Annotated in this window: 16 protein-coding genes; 5 read left to right on the top strand and 11 right to left on the bottom strand. The window is 68.0% G+C overall.

Translation table 11 applies throughout. The annotated features are described in order from the left end of the window. Positions 1 to 217: 217 nt before the first annotated feature. The 10 genes from LMA02_RS21540 to LMA02_RS21495 all read right to left on the bottom strand — a co-directional run bounded on the left by LMA02_RS21540 (position 218) and on the right by LMA02_RS21495 (position 10892). On the bottom strand, positions 218 to 997 hold the full coding sequence (locus tag LMA02_RS21540) for an AraC family transcriptional regulator (RefSeq protein ID WP_166726058.1): 780 nt from the start codon (positions 995 to 997) through the stop codon (positions 218 to 220). Between the two features lie 279 nt (positions 998 to 1276). Then, positions 1277 to 2104, bottom strand: coding sequence for a M55 family metallopeptidase (locus tag LMA02_RS21535; RefSeq protein ID WP_228909721.1), 828 nt, complete (start codon positions 2102 to 2104; stop codon positions 1277 to 1279). Continuing rightward, positions 2101 to 3183 (bottom strand): P1 family peptidase, encoded by a 1083-nt coding sequence (locus LMA02_RS21530; protein ID WP_228909720.1) that lies wholly within the window; start codon positions 3181 to 3183, stop codon positions 2101 to 2103. Before LMA02_RS21530 ends, LMA02_RS21535 begins: the two co-directional genes overlap by 4 nt. After that, positions 3183 to 4076: a glutathione ABC transporter permease GsiD gene (gsiD, locus tag LMA02_RS21525; RefSeq protein WP_011658594.1), complete on the bottom strand. Its 894-nt coding sequence runs from the start codon at positions 4074 to 4076 to the stop codon at positions 3183 to 3185. The genes LMA02_RS21530 and gsiD overlap by 1 nt, the downstream gene beginning before the upstream one ends. Positions 4077 to 4083: 7 nt before the next feature. Continuing rightward, positions 4084 to 5004: a glutathione ABC transporter permease GsiC gene (gene gsiC / locus LMA02_RS21520; protein WP_006751203.1), complete on the bottom strand. Its 921-nt coding sequence runs from the start codon at positions 5002 to 5004 to the stop codon at positions 4084 to 4086. Positions 5005 to 5071: 67 nt separating this feature from the next. Further along, positions 5072 to 6634 carry a glutathione ABC transporter substrate-binding protein GsiB gene (gsiB, locus tag LMA02_RS21515; RefSeq protein ID WP_228909719.1) on the bottom strand — a complete coding sequence of 521 codons (1563 nt, stop codon included), beginning with the start codon at positions 6632 to 6634 and terminating at the stop codon, positions 5072 to 5074. 129 nt (positions 6635 to 6763) lie between these two features. Next, entirely contained in the window at positions 6764 to 8665 is a 1902-nt protein-coding gene (locus tag LMA02_RS21510) for a dipeptide ABC transporter ATP-binding protein (protein ID WP_228909718.1), read from the bottom strand. Positions 8666 to 8692: 27 nt separating this feature from the next. Then, positions 8693 to 9682: an isoaspartyl peptidase/L-asparaginase family protein gene (locus tag LMA02_RS21505; protein WP_228909717.1), complete on the bottom strand. Its 990-nt coding sequence runs from the start codon at positions 9680 to 9682 to the stop codon at positions 8693 to 8695. Next, positions 9679 to 10629, bottom strand: coding sequence for a MurR/RpiR family transcriptional regulator (locus LMA02_RS21500; protein WP_228909716.1), 951 nt, complete (start codon positions 10627 to 10629; stop codon positions 9679 to 9681). The genes LMA02_RS21505 and LMA02_RS21500 overlap by 4 nt, the downstream gene beginning before the upstream one ends. Continuing rightward, the gene (locus tag LMA02_RS21495; RefSeq protein WP_228909715.1) at positions 10626 to 10892 is read right to left on the bottom strand and encodes a hypothetical protein; all 267 of its coding nucleotides are present in this window, start codon (positions 10890 to 10892) and stop codon (positions 10626 to 10628) included. Before LMA02_RS21495 ends, LMA02_RS21500 begins: the two co-directional genes overlap by 4 nt. Before the next feature lie 183 nt (positions 10893 to 11075). Between LMA02_RS21495 and LMA02_RS21490 the strand changes: the two genes are divergently transcribed. From LMA02_RS21490 to LMA02_RS21475, 4 genes are all read left to right on the top strand, one after another. Then, entirely contained in the window at positions 11076 to 12347 is a 1272-nt protein-coding gene (locus LMA02_RS21490) for an MFS transporter (RefSeq protein WP_165752936.1), read from the top strand. Positions 12348 to 12374: 27 nt separating this feature from the next. Beyond that, positions 12375 to 14795, top strand: coding sequence for a glycoside hydrolase family 31 protein (locus LMA02_RS21485; protein ID WP_228909714.1), 2421 nt, complete (start codon positions 12375 to 12377; stop codon positions 14793 to 14795). 119 nt (positions 14796 to 14914) lie between these two features. Beyond that, positions 14915 to 16102, top strand: a complete 1188-nt coding sequence (locus LMA02_RS21480) for a porin (RefSeq protein WP_228909713.1) — start codon at positions 14915 to 14917, stop codon at positions 16100 to 16102. A 365-nt stretch (positions 16103 to 16467) separates the two neighbouring features. Beyond that, a complete protein-coding gene (locus LMA02_RS21475) occupies positions 16468 to 16779 on the top strand; it encodes a hypothetical protein (protein ID WP_228909712.1) in 312 nt (103 codons plus the stop codon). An 86-nt stretch (positions 16780 to 16865) separates the two neighbouring features. On the opposite strand, the gene LMA02_RS21470 is transcribed toward LMA02_RS21475, so the two are convergent. Beyond that, positions 16866 to 17714 (bottom strand): class I SAM-dependent methyltransferase, encoded by an 849-nt coding sequence (locus LMA02_RS21470; RefSeq protein WP_228909711.1) that lies wholly within the window; start codon positions 17712 to 17714, stop codon positions 16866 to 16868. Positions 17715 to 17894: 180 nt separating this feature from the next. Here LMA02_RS21470 and LMA02_RS21465 point away from each other — a divergent pair, with 180 nt between their 5' ends. Next, positions 17895 to 19358, top strand: a complete 1464-nt coding sequence (locus tag LMA02_RS21465) for a metallophosphoesterase family protein (RefSeq protein ID WP_228909710.1) — start codon at positions 17895 to 17897, stop codon at positions 19356 to 19358. The last annotated feature ends 19 nt before the right edge of the window (positions 19359 to 19377 follow it).

Below are 19377 nucleotides of genomic sequence, written 5' to 3'. Positions count from 1 at the left end.
CACGCGATATCGTTCGCGCGTTATGCAGCGTATGCTTTGCTATCCGCGATACACCGATGGAATTGAATCGGGATAGGCAACAATTTTCATGAATCAATGCGCGAACGCCGCCCCGCCGGCGGGACGCGCATTTTTTCTGACCGAGTGCCTTTAAGCGCGCCTGACCGAATCCTGGCAGGCGCGTTTTTTTCGTGCGCGGCCGTCGCGTCCGCCGCGACTAGCGGCGAACCTCCAGATACCGGCTCGGCGTATCGCCGAGGATGCGGCGAAACGCCGACGTAAAGGCGCTCGCGCTCGCATAGCCGAGCTCGAACGCGACCCGCGTCACCGGCTGCCCGTCGCTCAGGCGGGTAATCGCCGCGAGCATGCAGACCTGCTGACGCCACGCGGCAAAACTCACGCCGGTCTGCGCGCGGAACAACCGCGTAAACGTGCGCCGGCTCACGCCCGCATGGGTCGCCACCTGGTCGAGATCGGCCGCGATCGACGGCGACGCGAACAGATGCCGGCAGATACTCGCGAGGCGCGCGTCGGCGGGCAGCGGCGCGTGCAGCGACAGCCGCGGCATCGTCGCGATTTCCGCGACCAGCAGCGCCATCAGCTTGCCCGCCCGGCCGTCGACGTCGTACATCGCCGGCAGGTCGATCGCATCGTCGATCAGTTGCCGCAACAGCGGCGACACGCCGTACACGCCGCACTGGTCCGGCAGCCCCGCGGCCCGGGCCGCGTCATCGGACACGAACGTGTTGAGCATCGTGACCGCCCCGGTCATCGTCATCTCGTGCCGCACGCCGGGCGGCACCCAGCATGCGCGCTGTGGCGGCACCAGCCAGCGGCCGTGCGGCGTCGACACGCTGATCGTGCCGCGCGACGCGAACGCAAACTGCCCGCGCCCGTGCGCGTGCTCCGGAAACGTCGTGCCCGCCGCATAGTCGTTGGCGGTCACGACCACGCTACGGGGAATATGGTCGTAGGGATCTGGCAGCGTATTGCTCAAGGCCGGAATTCCATCATGAATGATTTGGTATCGAAGGCGGGTCACCTTCGATCGGTCTGAGATCCGCTCCACGCTTGTGCGACCGGACGGCCACACGACCCGACGGCCCAATCGGCCGGATTGCGACTTCATCGGAGCGGAGATGCCCACTACGTTTCATCGTGTGGAGGACAGCCCCCACCCGGTTGCCCTGGTCGCCGCGACGGAAGCGCTCCTGCTCGAAACGCCCACCGGGCCTGCGCGACGCGCCGCGCGTGGGCGGCATCCGGTCGGCGCGCATCACCGCAGCATGAACGACATGGCCGACAGGCTGTTCAGCGTGCGCACCACGTGCTCGACCGACGGCCCGTCGAAGCGCAACGTCACCGCATCGACCCGCTCGAGCGTCGGCAGCATGCCGAACAGATCGGCGAGCGCGGCCGTCTGCACGCGCAGCGTGCAAGCGGCCGGCGCGGGCCGATGCGCGGTTGCGCGCCAGCCGGACGACAGCGCATGCGCGACCGTTTCGCGTGCGGCGGTCGCGATGCGTGCGCAGGACGCGGCCGGCGTGAGCGTGTCGCCGCTCGATGCGCCGCGGGCCGTCTTGACCGTCTCGAAACGCGCGTCCGGAAACAGCGGCCGGGTTTCCTCGGCGAACACGTCGTCGCCCGACGCCAGCGCGACGTGCGCGCCGTATTCGTGCGCCAGCGCGCCGTACAGCCCGGCCTCGCCGAGTTCGACACCGTTCAGCCACACCTGCGTGAATGCAAAATTGTTGATCGTGTGCGCGAGCACGCCGTGCGTCTGCGATTTCGCGTGAAAGCCGATCATGAACACGAGATCGGGTTGCTGTTCGAGGCCCGCCATCATCCCGAGCGTGCGCGGCTTGCCGAGCACGACGCGCGCACGCGCATCGAGCCCGTCGGGCAGCAGATTGCGAAAGCCGCCATGCGAGTCGTTGACCCAGACGGCCTGCGCGCCGCCCGCGAATGCGCCTTCGATCGCCGCGTTCGCCTCGGCGGTCATCCAGCGGCGCGCACGTTCGTACTCCGGATTACCGGCCCGCGTCTGCTCGACGGCGAACACACCGGCGACGCCTTCGATGTCGGTCGAGATCAGGATTTTCATGACGGAATATGACGTCCTTCGTAGTCGTCGTTGAACAGGCGCTCGAGATCGGGCACCGCGTCGCGCAGCGATTCCCGCACGTGACCGTCGCGCCCGACCACGGTCACGGCCTGCAGCAGCGCGTCGGCGATCGCATGCTCGACGCTTTCGGCCGCGGCCATGAACAGCGGATCGAGCGCCGCATCGGCCACGAGAGCCGGCAGCGCGACACTCGACGCGTCGTGCGCGATCGTGTACGCGGTGGAAAATGCGAGCGCGATGTCGCCGCTGCCGTGCCCGTAGACCGAACCGGTGCGGGCCAGGCCCGCACCCGCGCGGCGTGCGAGCCGCGACAGTTGCCGTGCGTCGAGCGGCGCATCGGTCGCGAGCAGCAGGATGATCGAGCCTTGCTCGGGCGCCGCCGCCTGCGCGGCCGCGGCGGCGCGCCGCTGCGCGACGATGCGCCCGAGCGGCACGCCGCCGAGCGTCAGCATCGGCAGCCGACCGAAATTCGCGAGCACGAGCGCGCCGACCGTATACGGCCGGCCGGCCGCGACCGCCACGCGCGACGCGGAGCCGATGCCGCCCTTCAGGTCGAAACACGACATCCCGCGCCCGGCGCCCACCGCGCCGCGCGCGAAGTCGCGCGCCGCCGTGCGGCACGCGTCGTCGTAATGCGCGGCCGTCACCGCGAACGCCTGGATATCGTTCAGATAGCCGTCGTTGCACTCGAACACGAGCGGATTGACGGTCGACCAGTCGCGGCCGATTTGCGGATTGTTCGCGATCGCCGCGCGGATCTGCGCCTGCGCGATCGCGCCGACGCCGAACGTGTTGGTCAGCGCGATCGGCGTATCGAGCGTGCCGAGCTCATCGACCTGCACGAGCCCGACGCTCTTGCCGAAGCCGTTGATCACGGCCGCGCCGGCCGGCACCTTGCTGCGGTACAGGTCGCCCGGGTGCGGCTTCACGACGGTGACGCCCGTTTGCACGTCGCCGGCATCGAGCGTCGCATGGCCGACCGTCACGCCCGGCACGTCGGCGATCGTGCCGCGCGGCCCGGCCGGCAGTGTCGCGGCCCACATCGGCACTGCGCGCATCAGCGGCGCTCCAGCTTCGGATCGAGTGCGTCGCGCAGCCCGTCGCCGAGCAGGTTGAACGCGAGCACGGTCAGGAAGATCGCCAGGCTCGGGAAGATCGCGACGTGCGGTGCGCTCACCATGTCCGCGCGCGCCTCGTTGAGCATCGCGCCCCACTCCGGCGTCGGCGGCTGCGCGCCGAGCCCGAGGAACGACAGGCTGGCGGCCGTGATGATCGACGTGCCGATCCGCATCGTGAAGTAGACGACGACGGACGACACGGTGCCCGGCAGGATGTGCCGCATGATGATCGTCCAGTCGGACGCGCCGATGCTGCGCGCGGCTTCCACGTAGGTCATGTGCTTGAGCATCAGCGTGTTGCCGCGCACGAGCCGCGCGAAAGCCGGAATGCTGAAGATCGCGACCGCGCAGATCACGTTGATCATCCCGTTGCCGAGGATCGCGACCACGCCGATCGCGAGCAGGATCCCCGGGAACGCGAACAGCACGTCGGCCACGCGCATCGTGATGCGGTCCCACCAGCCTTCGTAGTAGCCGGCGAGCAGGCCGAAGAACGTGCCGATGAGCGCGCCGAGCGCGACCGAGAAGAAGCCGGCCGCGAGCGAGATGCGCGTGCCGGTGATGATCCGGCTGAAGATGTCGCGGCCGAGCGAGTCGACGCCGAACCAGTGCACGGCCGACGGCCCCGCGTTCAGCGCGTCGTAGTCGAAATAGTTTTCCGGATCGAACGGCGCGATGTGCGGGCCGACGAACGCCAGCACGACGAGCGCGAGCACGAAACCGCCCGCGACGAGCGCGACGGTCTGCTTGCGGAATTTGCGCCAGAATTCGTGCCACGGCGTGCGGACCGCGTTCGATGCGGCCGGCGCCGCGGGCTGGACAGTCGCGTTCATGCGCGCCTCACTTGAACCGGATGGTCGGGTTGATGACCGCGTACAGCACGTCGACGGTCAGGTTGATCAGGATGAATTCCAGCGAGAACAGCAGCACGATTGCCTGGATCACCGGGTAGTCGCGCATCGTCACCGCGTCGACCAGCAGGCGCCCGAGCCCCGGCCAGTTGAACACGGCCTCGACGACGATCGAGCCGCCGAGCAGGAAGCCGAACTGCAGCCCCATCATCGTGACGACCGGGATCATCGCGTTGCGCAGGCAGTGCTTGAGCACGACCATCGGCTCGTGCACGCCCTTCGCGCGCGCGGTGCGCACGAAGTCCTCGTTGAGCACCTCGACGAACGACGCGCGCGTGAAGCGCGCCATCACGGCCGCCACCGCCGCGCCGAGCGTCAGCGACGGCAGCACGTAGCTTTTCCACGTGCCGTCCGGCACGACCGGCAGCCAGCCGAGCTTCACCGAGAAGATTTCCATCAGCAGCATGCCGAGCGCGAACGCCGGAAACGAGATACCCGACACCGCGATCGTCATCCCGAGGCGGTCGGGCCAGCGGTTGCGCCACACCGCCGACGCGATCCCGATCGCCATTCCGAACGCCGTCGCCCACACCATGCTGACGAGCGTCAGCAGCAGCGTCGGCATGAAGCGCTCGCCGATCTCGGTCGACACCGGCCGCTTGCTGCGCGTCGATGTGCCGAAATCGCCGTGCGCGATCTTCACGAAGAAGTTCGCGAACTGCGCGGGCAGCGGCCGGTCGAGGCCGAGATCGGTGCGCACCAGCGCGACCGTCGCGTCGTCGGCTTCGGGGCCCGCCGCGAGCCGCGCCGGGTCGCCCGGCAGCAGGTGCACGAACAGGAACACCAGCACCGCGACGATCGCGAGCGTGGGCAGCAGGCCGAACAGGCGTTTGACGAGAAAATTCAGCATGGGGCACCGATCGAATCAGCGCGCCGGCAGCTTGCGCCGCCGGCACTGCGCAGCGGACGAACCGCCGTCATTTCACCGAGATTTCGTCGAAGTTGAACGAACCGTCCGGCATCACGTACATGCCGTGCAGGCGCTTGTTACGCGCATAAACGATCTTCTCCTGCACCAGGAAAATCCACGGCGCGTCGGCCCACACCTGCTTCTGCGCGTCGGCGTACAGGGCGGCCTTCTTCGCACGGTCGGTGGTCTCGAGCGCCTTCGCGAGATCGTCGTCGACCGCACCGTTCTTGTAGTACGCGGTGTTGTAGAGCTTCGGCGGCGCCGACGTGGACCCGAGCAGCGGCGACAGCGCCCAGTTCGCCTCGCCCGTCGAGGCCGACCAGCCGCTGTAGTACATCCGCACCGGCGCCGTCGCCGGATCCTGCGCGCTCTCGACCTTCGCGACCCGCTCGCCGGCTTCCAGCGCCTGTACCTGCACCTTCACGCCGACCTGTGCGAGCTGCTGCTGCACGAACTGGATCAGCTTCTGCGCCGTCGAATGGTTGTACGCGGACCAGAGCGTCGATTCGAAGCCGTTCGGATAGCCGGCCTCCTTCAGCAGCGCGCGCGCCTTCGCCGGATCGTACGGCCACGGCCCGAGCTTGGTCGCGTATTCGACGCCGACCGGTGCGACGCCCGTCTGCGGGGTCGCATAGCCGGCGAACACGACCTTCGCGAGCGCTTCCTTGTTGACCGCGTAGTTCAGCGCCTCACGCACCTTCGGATTGTCGAACGGCTTCTTCTGCGTGTTCAGCGAGATGTAGCGCTGGATGATCGACGGCCGCTCGATCAGCTCGACCTTCGGGTTGCTCTTCAGGTCGGCGGCCTGCTCGAACGGAATCGTGAACGCGAAATCCGCCTCGCCGGTCTTGAGCAGCGCGGCGCGCGTGTTGTTGTCGACCACCGGCTTCCAGTCGATCGAATCGACCTTCGGATAACCCTTCTTCCAGTAACCGGCAAACTTCTTCACCTTCATGTCGTCGGTCTGCTTCCATTCGACGAACTCGAACGGGCCCGTGCCGACCGGATGCAGCGACACGTCGCGCCCCCACTTCTTCAGCGCGGCCGGCGAAATCATCACCGCCGACGGGTGCGCGAGCGTGTTGATGAACGCGGAGAACGGCTCGCGCAGCGTGAACTTCACCGTCATCGGATCGACGACCTCGGTCTTCTCGATCACGCGGAACAGCCCGTAACGCTTCAGCTTGTTCGCCGGATCGGTCACGCGGTCGAAGTTCGCCTTCACCGCGGCGGCGTTGAAGTCGGTGCCGTCCTGGAACTTCACGCCGTCGCGCAGCTTGACCGTATAGGTCTTCGCATCGGGCGACGCCTGGTAGCCCGTCGCGAGCACGTTGACGAGCTTCATGTCCTTGTCGAAGCCGAACAGCCCTTCGTAGAACGACTTGACGACCGCTTGCGACACCGTGTCGTTCGCGTCGTACGGGTCCATCGTCGTGAACGTCGAGTACACGGCGACCACGACGTTCTGTTGCGCGAACGCGGGTGCCGCGACCGACAGCGCGAGCGCGCCTGCCCCCGCAGCGAAGAGCGCGCGCGGACGGAACACCGGGAACGAATGCGGCTTGTTCATTTTGTCTGGCTCCTGTGGATGATTCGGTAACGCGTGGTGGAAATCGCGGCGTGACTGCATCCGCTCGGGAAAATGACGCCGTTGCCTGGCGCGTGCGCAGCTGCGGTCCATATGCGCCTCGCCGTGCAATCAGTACGCGCCGCCGACGCGATGCGTCGCGACGAAATGGTCGGGGCCGACCGCGACGAGCGGCGCGACCGTCGGCTCGTCGCCGATCGCGCGGATCGGGCTCGGAATCTCGTCCGCCGCAAGCTGGCGCGGCGCATGCCGGCGCGCGGGGTCGGCCACCGGCACCGCGCTCATCAACTTCCTCGTATAGGGATGCTGCGGCGCCTCGAACACCGCGCGGCGCGGGCCGATCTCGACGATCTGGCCGAGATACATCACCGCGACGCGATGGCTGATGCGCTCGACCACCGCCATGTCGTGCGAAATGAACAGATACGCGACGCCGAGTTCACGCTGAAGGTCGAGCATCAGGTTGACGATCTGCGCCTGCACCGACACGTCGAGCGCGGACACCGATTCATCGGCGATCACGACCTTCGGGTTCAGCGCGAGCGCGCGCGCGATGGCGATCCGCTGGCGCTGGCCGCCCGAGAATTCGTGCGGATAGCGGCGCGCGGCCTCCGGCGGCAGGCCGACCTTGTCGAGCAGCCAGTCGACGCGCGCCTGCGCTTCGCGGCCGCTCGCGACACCGTGCACGAGCAGCGGCTCCATGATCGAGAAGCCGACCGTCAGGCGCGGGTTCAGCGACGCGAACGGATCCTGGAAGATGAACTGGATGTTCCGGCGCAGCGCCTGCAGGTCCGCGCCCTTCATCGCGCTGATGTCGCGGCCGTCGAATTCGATCGAACCGCTCTGCGATTCGACGAGGCGCAGCAGCGAGCGGCCGGTGGTCGACTTGCCGCAGCCCGATTCGCCGACGAGCGCGAGCGTCTCGCCCGCGCGCAGCTCGAAGCTCACGCGCTCGACCGCATGCACGTACTGCGACACGCGGCTGAACACGCCGCTCTTCACCGGAAACCGCGTGACGAGATCGCGCACGCGCAGAATCGGCGGCGCGGCCGGATCGACCGCCGGCTGCGCGTCGGCGGCGTCGTGCGCGGCGGACGCCGGCGCGGCCGCGCCCGTCGCGTCCACCTTCAGCAGCGGGAATTTCTCGGGGATATCGGTGCCCTGCATCGAGCCGAGCCGCGGCACGGCCGCGAGCAGCGCACGCGTGTAGCGATGCGCGGGCGTCGCGAAAATGCGCTCGGACTCGCCCTCCTCGACCTTCTCGCCCCGATACATCACGAGCACGCGGTCGGCCACTTCGGCGACCACGCCCATGTCGTGCGTGATGAAGATCACGCCCATGTTCATTTCGTCCTGCAAGCCGCGAATCAGCTGCAGGATCTGCGCCTGGATCGTCACGTCGAGCGCGGTCGTCGGCTCATCGGCGATCAAAAGCGCGGGCCGGCACGACAGCGCCATCGCGATCATCACGCGCTGCCGCATCCCGCCGGACAACTGGTGCGGATACCGCGCGAACACGCGGCGCGCCTCCGGGATGCGCACGAGATCGAGCAACCGCAACGCTTCCGCGCGCGCTTCGGTCGCGCTTTTCGACTGGTGCAGCGCGATCGCCTCGCTGATCTGGTCGCCGACCGTAAACACCGGGTTCAGCGACGTCATCGGTTCCTGGAAGATCATCGCGATGTCCGCGCCGCGGATCCCGCGCATCGTCGCCGCGCTCGCCTGAGCGAGGTCGACGAGCGCGCCGCCGCGACGCCGCAACGCGATCCGGCCGCTCGTGATCTCGCCGCCGCCGTGCTCGACGAGCCGCATCAGCGCGAGCGACGTGACCGACTTGCCGGAGCCCGATTCGCCAACGATCGCGAGCGTCTCGCCGCGGTCGACGTGAAACGATACGTTGCGCACCGCATCGAACGTCGCGGCGCCGCGACGGAACATGACCGACAGGTCGTCGACGGCGACGACGCGCTGATCCGGCAGCACCAGCGCGGACGGGGTTCGGCTCGAAGTCATGCGAAAGTCTCCTGGTGCGATCCGGAATCAGGCCGCATCGTCGCGATAGATGCCGACCACGGGCGTCTCGCCGACGCGCGCATAGCCGCGATACATCCCTTCCGTATTGAACGGCATCGCGACGTTGCCCTGCGCATCGACCGCGATGATCCCGCCGCGCCCGGCCAGGCGCGGCAGCTTGTTCATCACGGCGTCGTGCGCGGCGTCGGCAAGCGATGCGCCGCGATACGCCATCTGCGCGGCCACGTCGTGCGCGGTCGCAAGCCGGATGAACATCTCGCCGGTGCCCGTCGCGGATACCGCGCAGGTCGCGTCGTCCGCGTAGCAGCCGGCGCCGATGATCGGCGAATCGCCGACGCGTCCGGGCTGCTTGTTCGTGATGCCGCCAGTCGACGTCGCCGCCGCGACATGCCCGTTGAGGTCGCACGCGACCGCGCCGACCGTGCCGTGCTTGCGATCGGGATCGAGCGGCTCGGCCTGTTGCCCCGCGCCGAACGCGAAGCTCGCAGCGTCGTGATCGAGCATCATGCCGGCCGCCGCCGCGCGTGCCTTGACCCACTGCGCATGGCGCGCTTCGGTGTCGAAGTAGCCGGGCTCGGCGAGTTCGAGACCCTGCTCGATCGCGAACGCATCGGCGCCCGCGCCGGCGAACAGCACGTGCTCGCTCGCCTCCATCACGCGCCGCGCGGCGAGCACCGGATTGCGCACGCGCGTCGCGCTGCAGACCGCGCCGGCCGCGAGCGTCGCGCCGTCCATTACCGCCGCGTCGAGTTCGTGCTTGCCTTCGGCCGTATAGACGGCGCCGCGCCCGGCGTTGAAAAGCGGACAGTCCTCGAGCATCCGGACGGCGACGGTGACGGCGTCGAGCGCGCTGCCGCCGTCGGCGAGCACCTGTTGCGCGGCCTGCAGGATCGCGGTGAGCTCGGCGCGGTACCGGTGTTCGGTGTCGGTATCCATCGCATCGCGCAGGATCGTGCCTGCTCCGCCATGAATCGCGATGATCGCGGGTGAAGTCATGATTTTTTCGGACCGGAGGAAGAAGGGTTGGCGGCCGGCAGCGCCGCTTGCGGCTGGCTCAGCCACGGCAACAGGAATTCGGTCATTTCGGCGGCGGACTTCGCGGAGCGGTGCGTGCGCAGCGCGACCGCATCGATCAGCGCCTCGATCATCGTCAGCACGGCCGCTTCCGACGTGGCCGCGAAACGCCGTTCGGCCTTCACGTACAGGTTCAGCGACGCGACCGGCGCGAGCGGCGAACCGGGCCCGTCGGAAATACCGAGCACGCGTGCGCCACGCGCGGCCGCGCGGCGGGCAAGCTCGATCGTGTCCTTCACGTAGCGCGGAAACGCGAGCGCGATCACGAGATCGCGCGAGTCGGCCGTATACAAGCGCCGCGCCGCATGCGAAGGGCCGCCGAGCAGCGCGAGCGACTGCACGTTGTCGTGACACACCGACAATCCGTGCTCCATCAAGCCCGTCAGAAACGCGCTCGAACCGGCGCCGAGGATCAGCACGCGCCGCGCGCCGACGATCGCCTCGACGGCCGCCTCGACGTCGGTCGCATCCAGCTGCGCACGCGTGTTCTCGATATTCTCGATGGCCTGGTCGAATACCGCATCGATCCATGCGGCGCCGCGAACGCCCTGCTCCTGTTCCTGCTCCTGCGCGGACCGCAGCCGCTCGACGGGGCCGAGCGTCGCCTCGAAGCCGCGCACGAGCGCCGCACGCATCGCCGGATAGCCGTCGAAGCCGAGCGCCTTCGCGAAGCGGTTCGCGGTCGCGATCGATGCATTGACTGCCTGCGCGAGCTCGTCGATCCGCATCGTCGCCGCGCGAAAGGGATTCGCGAGCACGAACTCGCCCATCCGGCGGTGGATCGGCGTCATCCGCGGCATGGCCGACGCGATGCGCTCCGCGATCGCGGATTCATCCTGGCTGGCATCGTGCGGAGCGAGAGGCGTCATGCGAATGGTTTTGCAAGGTAGATGAAAATCAATTTACACAATCTGTTGTCCGGGAAAAAATAAATTTTCATCAGGGTTGTCATGCCCTCGTCGCGCCTGTCTGGTTGGTGAGTCGTGCGATCGGCGCTCGGTCCCGTCGCGCGGGCGTTCGGCACGCGGTCGTGCGCATCGCGACGGACGGCGTATCCACATGCCTCTCGGGAAAACCCCGAGCACGTTCGTTCGAATGCAGATTCACGTTGACCGGATTCGAATTCGAACATAGGATGTTCGAAAATGATCAGTCGTCAGATAACGTAACTTTCGATTCCCGCTGAATGTTCGAGCGAACACGGCATTTCGCCAAGGAATCAGGCGATTCGACGTCCGCCAAGATCGGACATCGTATGAATAAGACTGAGCAAGGCGCCCCAGCCGGGCGGGCTTGCATGGATCAGGAGACAGCAGTGAAGACAGTCAAGGCGTTGCGCTGGTGGATCATCGTGCTGGTTTGTCTGGGCACGATCCTCAACTATCTCGCACGAAATTCCCTCGCGGTGCTCGCACCGGAACTGAAGCACGTGTTCGCGATCTCGACGCAGCAGTACTCGTACATCGTCGGCGCGTTCCAGATCGGCTACACGATCATGCAGCCGGTGTGCGGATTCATCGTCGACCTGATCGGGCTGCGGCTCGGGTTCGCGCTGTTCGCGATGCTGTGGTCGGTGGTCGGCGTCGCGCACGGCTTCGCGTCGGGCTGGCTGTCGCTCGGCATCCTGCGCGGCCTGCTCGGGCTGTTCGAGGCCGCGGCGATTCCGTCGGGGATGAAGGCCGTCGCCGAATGGTTTCCCGATCGCGAGAAATCCGTCGCGGTCGGCTACTTCAACGCGGGCACGTCGCTCGGCGCCGCGATCGCGCCGCCACTCGTCGTGTTCCTGTCGATGCGGTTCGGCTGGCAATCCGCGTTCATGGTCACCGGCGCGCTCGGCTTCGCGTGGGCCGTGCTCTGGTACACGCAGTACCGGTCGCCGGCCGATCATCCGCGCCTCACGTCGCAGGAGCGCACGCTGATCCGCGACGGCCAGGCCACGATGCCGGCCGTGTCGAAGCGCCGGATTCGCGACGTCGTCACCGCGCGCCGCTTCTGGGCGATCGCGCTGCCGCGCTTCTTCGCGGAACCCGCGTGGCAGACCTTCAGCTTCTGGATTCCGCTGTATCTCGCGACCGAACGCCACATGGCGCTCACGGAGATCGCCATCTTCGCGTGGATGCCGTTCCTCGCCGCAGACCTCGGCGGCATCGCCGGCGGCTACCTGTCGCCGTACCTCGCGAAACGGTTCAGTCTGCCGCTCGTGTGGTCGCGGGTCGCGGGCGTCGCGCTCGGCGCGGTGCTGATGCTCGGGCCGGCGACGATCGGACTCGTGTCGTCGCCGTACACGGCCATTGCGCTGTTCTGCGTCGGCGGCTTCGCGCACCAGATGATCTCCGCGCTCGTCAACACGCTGTCGGCCGATGTGTTCGATTCCGAGGAAGTCGGCACCGCCAGCGGCTTCGCGGGAATGGCCGCGTGGATCGGCGGGCTCGGCTTCTCGCTGCTGGTCGGCGCGCTCGCCGACAAGATCGGCTACGCACCGCTGTTCGCGTGCCTCGGCCTGTTCGACATCATCGGCGTCACGCTGCTCGCGGTGCTGATCCGCGGGCAGTCGAAGCAGGAACGCCTGCTCGCGCAGCATGCCTGACATCCGTTCTCACCAGGAATCGCCTTCATGACTTCGCTTCTTCATCCGCCCGTGTTCCGCGTCGCCGACCGCCAGGCGAACCGCGTGCTGCTCGCGTCCGACGCGGGCGCGACCCTCGAGATCTTCGTGCTCGAGGACGACATCGTGCGCGTGCGCGTCCTGCCCGACGCGACGGCACGCAATCCGCGCACGTGGACGATCGCTCCGGGCCTCGACGACGTGCCGCTCGACGGGCGCGACCGTCTCGACCTGAGCGGCTTCGCGCTGCCGGCCTACGACTTCGTCGAAGACGACAGCGACGTGCGCATCGAGACCGCGCAGGTTCGACTCGCCGTGCGCCGGCAAGGCGGCCATTGCACGTGGTCGATGCGCGGCGCGGACGGCGCGTGGCGCGTCGTGCTCGCCGACCGCGCGACGCAGGCGTACAACTTCGGCTGGTGGGACGACCTCGCCTATCACTACGTCGCACGCGAGCGCGGCGACAAGGTGTTCGGTCTCGGCGAACGCGCGGGCGAGCTCGACCGCACCGGTGCACGCTTCGAGATGCGCAACATCGACGCGATGGGCTACAGCGCGAAGCACACGGATCCGCTGTACAAGCACATCCCGTTCTACGTCACGTGGTCGCCCGACGCATGCCAGGGCTTCGGGCTGTTCTACGACACGCTGTCGGATTGCACGTTCGACATGGGTCGCGAGCTCGACAACTACCACGGGCTGTACCGCTACTTCGTCGCCGAGCACGGCGATCTCGACTACTACTTCATCGCGTCGCCCGACACGCCGCTCACGGCCGCGCGGCGCTTCACGTGGCTCACCGGGCGCCCGGCGCGCACGCCGAAATGGGGGCTCGGCTATTCGGGCTCGACGATGAGCTACACCGATGCGCCGGACGCGCAGCGGCAGATGAACCAGTTCGTCGAGCAGTGCGACGCGCACGACATCCTGTGCGACTCGTTCCACCTGTCGTCGGGCTATACGTCGATCGGCGCGAAGCGCTACGTGTTCAACTGGAACCGCGAGAAGTTTCCCGACGCGAAGGGTTTCGTGAAGCACTACCGCGACCACGGCATCCGGCTGTGCGCGAACATCAAGCCGTGCCTGCTGCGCGATCATCCCGCGTTCGACGACGCCGCGCGGCGCGGGCTGCTGATCCGCTCGGCGTCCGGCGAACCGGCGTGGGTGCAGTTCTGGGACGAAGTCGGTGCGTATATCGACTTCACACAGCCGGACGCCTACCGCTGGTGGCGCGAGCAGGTCACGTCGGCGCTGCTCGACTACGGGATCGAGTCGACGTGGAACGACAACAACGAATACGAGATCTGGTCGCCCGACGCGATCGCGCACGGCTTCGGCCAACCATTCCCCGCGCGCGAGGCGAAGGTGCTCCAGACGATGCTGATGATGCGTGCGTCGCGCGACGCGCAGCGCGCGCATGCGCCGGCGCAGCGGCCGTTCCTCGTGTCGCGCTCGGGCGGCGCAGGCATGCAGCGCTATGTGCAGACCTGGTCCGGCGACAACTACACGTCGTGGGAAACGCTGCGCTACAACCTGAAGATGGGCCTCGGGCTCGCGTTGTCCGGCGTGTCGAACATCGGTCACGACATCGGCGGCTTCTCCGGTCCCGCGCCGTCGCCCGAGCTGCTGTTGCGCTGGGTGCAGTTCGGCATCTTCATGCCGCGCTTCAGCATCCATTCGTGGAATGACGACGGCACCGTCAACGAACCGTGGATGTATCCCGAGATCACCGCGCAGATCGCGTCGCTGATCAAGCAGCGCTACCGGCTGCTGCCCTATCTCTACCACCTGCTGTGGCTGTCGACCACGCGCTACGAGCCCGTGCTGCGGCCGACTTTCGGCGATTTCCCCGGCGACCCGCGCTGCTACGACGAATGCGACGACATGATGCTCGGCGACGCGCTACTGGTGGCGCCGGTCGTCGACGCGGGCCGCACGGAGCGCACGGTCTACCTGCCGTCCGGCGCACGCTGGATGTGCTGTGCGAGCGCGCAGTCGTTCGACGGCGGCGCGAGCGTGACGCTGCCCGCGCCGCTCGACACGCCGGTGATGCTGTTGCGCGAAGGCCGCGTGCTGCCGCTGAACGTCGCCGCGCAGCGGTTCGGCGCACGCGCCGACACGCGTGGCTTCATCGTCGCGCCGCGCATCGAGGACGGTGTGGCGTACGGCGAGTGCGTCGAGGACGACGGCGAAACGGAAGCGTGGCGCGACGGCGAATACGGGTTGTGGCGCATCGAGACCGGACGCGAGGCATCGGGCGAACTCGGCGTGTCGGTCCGCTGGGAAGGCCGCATGCGCCGCCCCGCCGAGCGCGTCGAGATCCTGCTGCCGGCGTCACTGCAAGGCGCGCTTGCGGTGCGCGGTGCGCGCGTCGAGCACGATGCGCGCGACGGCGCGTGGCGTCGCATCGTCGTGGCGCTCGTCGACTGATCGCGCAAGGCTGCGCGAACTCGAAACCCTGATCGGGCGGGCCGTACCCGCGGCCCGCCACCCACCAAAGAGGAGGCCACCCAGCCTCCCGCCCCGTTGAAGAGACTTGGAGATCGACGATGAATGCACCGCATCACCGTTTTGCAATCCTTATTTTATCGGCTGCGTCGTTCGGCGCTGGCGCGGCCCATGCGCAGAGCAGCGTGACGCTGTACGGCGTGGTCGACGATTCGATCGCGTATGTGAACAACCAGCAAGGCCACTCGAACGTGTACATGCGCGACGGCAACCTGTATGCGTCGAAGTTCGGGCTGCGCGGCGACGAGGATCTCGGCGGCGGCACGCATGCGATCTTCGATCTGCAATCCGGCTTCAACCTGAACACCGGCGCGCAAGCGGCCGCCGGCACGATCTTCAACCGCCAGGCCTACGTCGGGCTGCGCAACGACCACTACGGCACGGTGACGGCCGGCCGCCAGTACACGCCGTACTTCCTGCTGGTCGGACCGTACGCGTCGAGCAGCTGGCTGACCGGCGCGACCGGCGCGCATCCGGGCGATATCGACGGCCTCGACACGACGATCCGCGTGAACAACTCGGTTACCTATACGTCGCCGACCCTTTCCGGGCTGACCGCGAGCGCGATGTACGCGTTTGGCGGCATCGCCGGCGCGACCGGCAAGGGCAACACGTTCAGCGCGGCGCTCCGCTATGCGAACGGGCCGGTCGGAATCGCGGCCGGCTATCTGCGCATCAACAGCTCGGGTTCGTCGGCCGGCTTCCTGAATCCGGCAACCGCGGCGTCGGGCAGCTTCGCGGTATCCGTGCTGAACCAGGGCTACCTGAGCGCGAAGGCCGTCGAGCAGGTCGCGGCGGCCGGCAACTACACGCTCGGCAACCTGACGATGGGCCTCAACTACTCGAACGTCAAGTACCTGCCCGGCAACGGCTCCGCGTTCACGGATACCGCCGTGTTCAATACCTACGGCGCGCTCGCCGCGTACCGCTTCACGCCGACCTTCTCGGTGGCCGGCGCGTTCGCGTACACGCTCGCGTCGAAGGCGAACGGCGTATCTGGCGCGGCCCGCTACCAGCAGTATTCGCTGAAGGAGTCGTACAGCCTGTCGAAGCGCACGACGCTCTATGCGCTGCAGGCGTATACGCATGCGAGCGGACAGACGCTCGGCGCGCAAGGCGCCGGCCATATCGTCGACGCGGCGCCGATCGTCGGCGATTCGCAACAGCTCACGCCGTCGACGACACACGGCCAGTTCGTCGGCATGGCCGGGATCGCCGTGACGTTCTGAACCCTCGCGGCGGTGCATCGCCGCTTGTGGCCCGGACAATGCGCATGCCGGTGCGTCGTCCGGGTGTTCGCCTGCCGCGCAGCCCGTGCGGTTTTCGCATTCGCCCCGATCACTTACAATCCGTCAGATTGATCCCTGCACGACCCTTCGTGCAGCCCTGACACCGCGCTACACTCGACGCACGCCGTATCAGGGTCCGGCGCGCGACACGCGCGGCCGGACGGCGTCGCGCTTCGTTGCGCCCACAACTGGATGCCAGCCATGCCGGAATCGCGCCTCCCGACACCTGCCCCGCTCAAGCCAAAGGTCGGCCACGCCGCGCTCGCCCCGTCACGCCCGTGCGCGACGATCGACGGAGCCGCGCGATGAGCGGCCTCGCGCACGATCGCACCGGCGACCTCGTCGCACTCGCGACGCTCGCGCTGCTTTACTTTGGCGGCGTCGGTCTCGCGTTGTGGCGGATTCGCACCGCCGCGCCGCGCGGCAAGCTCTACTGGATCGCCTGCATCGCACTGCTGGCCGGCGGCGCCATCGCGATGACCGCGAACCTGTCACCGATACCGAACAGCGGCGAGATGCCGCCGGGTTTCGCGCTCGGCGTCGAGGCGGTGCTGCTCGGGCTCGCGCTCGTTGCGGCCGGCTGCGCATGGCTGATGTTGCGTGCGAGGCGCGGCTGACACCTGCCGTTGCATGGCCCGGCTTTGTCACGGGTGAACGGCAACGCGCGTGCCCAACGTCGGCCCGCCGCCGTTCTGCTGAAGCGTCATGCGGACGCCGCCCGCGCCGCGACGAGCCAGCACGCCGCGTCGAAGCGTACGTCCGCGCCCTGCACGTATTGCTCAAATGCGGCGCGAACCGTATCGATCACCCGTCGACGCGTCGCGTCATCCACCTGCCGAAGCGCGAGCCCGACCGGCCCCAGTCGCGCGACGTAGTCGTCCAGCGCGGGCGCCGGCAACGCACACGCGACGTCGATCGGCTCGATCGCGATATCGGCCCAGCCGCTGTCCGACAACACCGACGCGATCCGCTGCCGGTCGCCGAACGCGAATTGTCCCGGCGCACCCGGCTGCCGCGCCGGCAGATTCGGCAGCAATGGCGCCGCGACCCGCTCGGCCGTCGTCATGAACGGATTGTCGGCGGCGCCGCGCCATGCGACGAATCGCAGTTGCGCGTTCGCGCGCGCCGCATGGCGCAGGTTCGCGAAGGCGTGCACCGGATCGTCGAAGAACATCACGCCGAAGCGCGACACGATCAGGTCGAACTGATCCGGCGCGAACGCATGCGTCTGCGCATCCGCAGGCACGAAGCTGGCGCCCAGGCCATCGCGCTCGGCGCGTGCCTGTGCGGCGGCGATCATCCGCGCCGAGATGTCGACACCCGTACAGTGCGCATGCGCGCCCAGCCGCCGTGCCATCGCGAGCGTCACCGCGCCGGTGCCGCAGCCGACGTCGAGCACGCGGCGTGCGGACGCCGCCACCGCCGCATCCGCGAGCAGTGTCTCGAACGGCTCGAACATCCGGTCGAGCGAGCGCTGCGCGTCGACCCACGCAAGCCCCGACGGGCCGTTCCACAGCGCAGACTGCGCTTCGTTTGCCCGGTTGTCTTCCATCGCCGATTCTCCTTTTGTCCGCGTCGTTGACCGTGATGCACACTATGCTGCTTCAAGCCGGCTTGAGGTCAAGCCCGCGACCGCGGCACCACTCGCGCGCCGGGCGCTTGTGGCACCCCGCGTTTCATATTTCTTACATTCGCGTTGCGTATCGTTGACGGCTTTCCTACGGTGCCTCCCATGCGACGACTCCTCTCTCGCGCACTGTTCGTGCGTTGCGCTCCGCTTGTTGCCCTCGCGGCGCTGTCCGCGTGTTCGAATCACATCGATACGCCCGCCGACCCGGCCAGTGCCGCGATCAACGTGCAGGCCGCCTGGGTCGAGATCGGCGATGCGAACCAGGTGATCGCGCGCGTGATCACGAACTACAGCCCGGCTTCCGCGAGCGATCCGCTGTGTCCGCAACTGTCCGTCGACGGCAAGCTGTCGCGCATGACACTGCGCGCCGGTGCCGCGACCGTCGCGCAGCGGCCGACCGCCAGCGACCCGGCCGACTCGAAACCGTCGAGCTTCCCGGTGTCGGTCTGCGAAACGACGCTGCCGGCCGATGCGCAGACGGCCAGCGTCGCGGGCCGCGCGCTGCCGCTGCCGAAAGCGCAGCCGCAGCGCATCGCGATCATCGCCGACACCGGCTGCCGGATGAAGAAGGCCGACAACGCATGGCAGGCGTGCAACGACGCGACGGTCTGGCCGTTCGACACGATCGCGGCGAGCGTCGCGAAGCTGTCGCCGGATCTCGTGCTGCATGTTGGCGACTATCACTATCGCGAGAACGCGTGCCCGCCCGACATCGCCGGCTGCAAGGACAGCCCGTGGGGCTATGGCTGGGATACGTGGCAGGCCGACCTGTTCCGTCCGGCCGCGCCGCTGTTCGCGAAGGCGCCGTGGGTGGTCGTGCGCGGCAACCACGAGGAATGCGCGCGGGCCGGCCAGGGCTGGTACCGCTTCCTCGATCCGCGCCCGTATTCGGCGGCCCGTTCGTGCGACGATCCGGCCAACGACAACGACGCGAACTACTCGGATCCCTATGCGGTGTCGCTCGGCGGCGGGACGCAGGTGATCGTGTTCGACACCGCAAAGGTCGGCCGCAATCCGCTGAAGACGACCGACGCGCAATTCCGGATCTACCAGAAGCAGTTCCAGACGGTCGCGTCGCTCGCGTCGAAGGCCGGCATCACGACGACGATCTTCACGAACCACCATCCGATCCTCGCGTTCGCGCCGATCGCCGGCAGCACGCCCGCGCCGGGCAACCTCGCGCTGCAGTCGGTGATGTCGAGCCTGAACGCGCAGGCGTACTACCCGCCCGGCGTCCACGTCGCGCTGCACGGGCACGTGCACGACTTCCAGGCGATCAACTTCTCGTCCGGACATCCGGCGACGATCGTGTCCGGCAACGGCGGCGACAACCTCGACGTCGCGCTGCCCGACCCGTTCCCGGCCGGCCTGACGCCCGCACCGGGCGCCGTGATCGAGCGGCTGTCGCACAACAACACTTTCGGCTTCCTGATCATGGAGCGGCGTGCGGCGCCTGCGACGGGCTGGGTGTTCCGTGCGTATTCGGCGGCGGGCAAGCTGCTCGCATCGTGCGACCAGTCGGGCACGACGCTCGCCTGCGACAAGACGGGGTTCATCGCGCCGTGACCGACGAAGTTCGATTGCA

This window comes from Burkholderia sp. B21-005 (assembly GCF_020843965.1).
Classification (GTDB): Bacteria; Pseudomonadota; Gammaproteobacteria; order Burkholderiales; family Burkholderiaceae; genus Burkholderia; species Burkholderia ambifaria.
Note: the sequence above shows the minus strand (reverse complement) of the source record. Positions and strands in the feature narration are given on the sequence as shown.

Excerpts from the sequence above, each read along its gene's own strand:
- LMA02_RS21535 (WP_228909721.1), bottom strand. The coding sequence starts at position 2,104 with ATGAAAATCCTGATCTCGACCGACATCGAAGGCGTCGCCGGTGTGTTC.
- LMA02_RS21530 (WP_228909720.1), bottom strand. The coding sequence starts at position 3,183 with ATGCGCGCAGTGCCGATGTGGGCCGCGACACTGCCGGCCGGGCCGCGC.
- gsiD (WP_011658594.1), bottom strand. The coding sequence starts at position 4,076 with ATGAACGCGACTGTCCAGCCCGCGGCGCCGGCCGCATCGAACGCGGTC.
- gsiC (WP_006751203.1), bottom strand. The coding sequence starts at position 5,004 with ATGCTGAATTTTCTCGTCAAACGCCTGTTCGGCCTGCTGCCCACGCTC.
- gsiB (WP_228909719.1), bottom strand. The coding sequence starts at position 6,634 with ATGAACAAGCCGCATTCGTTCCCGGTGTTCCGTCCGCGCGCGCTCTTC.
- LMA02_RS21510 (WP_228909718.1), bottom strand. The coding sequence starts at position 8,665 with ATGACTTCGAGCCGAACCCCGTCCGCGCTGGTGCTGCCGGATCAGCGC.
- LMA02_RS21505 (WP_228909717.1), bottom strand. The coding sequence starts at position 9,682 with ATGACTTCACCCGCGATCATCGCGATTCATGGCGGAGCAGGCACGATC.
- LMA02_RS21500 (WP_228909716.1), bottom strand. The coding sequence starts at position 10,629 with ATGACGCCTCTCGCTCCGCACGATGCCAGCCAGGATGAATCCGCGATC.
- LMA02_RS21495 (WP_228909715.1), bottom strand. The coding sequence starts at position 10,892 with ATGTTCGAATTCGAATCCGGTCAACGTGAATCTGCATTCGAACGAACG.
- LMA02_RS21485 (WP_228909714.1), top strand. The coding sequence starts at position 12,375 with ATGACTTCGCTTCTTCATCCGCCCGTGTTCCGCGTCGCCGACCGCCAG.
- LMA02_RS21480 (WP_228909713.1), top strand. The coding sequence starts at position 14,915 with ATGAATGCACCGCATCACCGTTTTGCAATCCTTATTTTATCGGCTGCG.
- LMA02_RS21475 (WP_228909712.1), top strand. The coding sequence starts at position 16,468 with ATGAGCGGCCTCGCGCACGATCGCACCGGCGACCTCGTCGCACTCGCG.
- LMA02_RS21470 (WP_228909711.1), bottom strand. The coding sequence starts at position 17,714 with ATGGAAGACAACCGGGCAAACGAAGCGCAGTCTGCGCTGTGGAACGGC.
- LMA02_RS21465 (WP_228909710.1), top strand. The coding sequence starts at position 17,895 with ATGCGACGACTCCTCTCTCGCGCACTGTTCGTGCGTTGCGCTCCGCTT.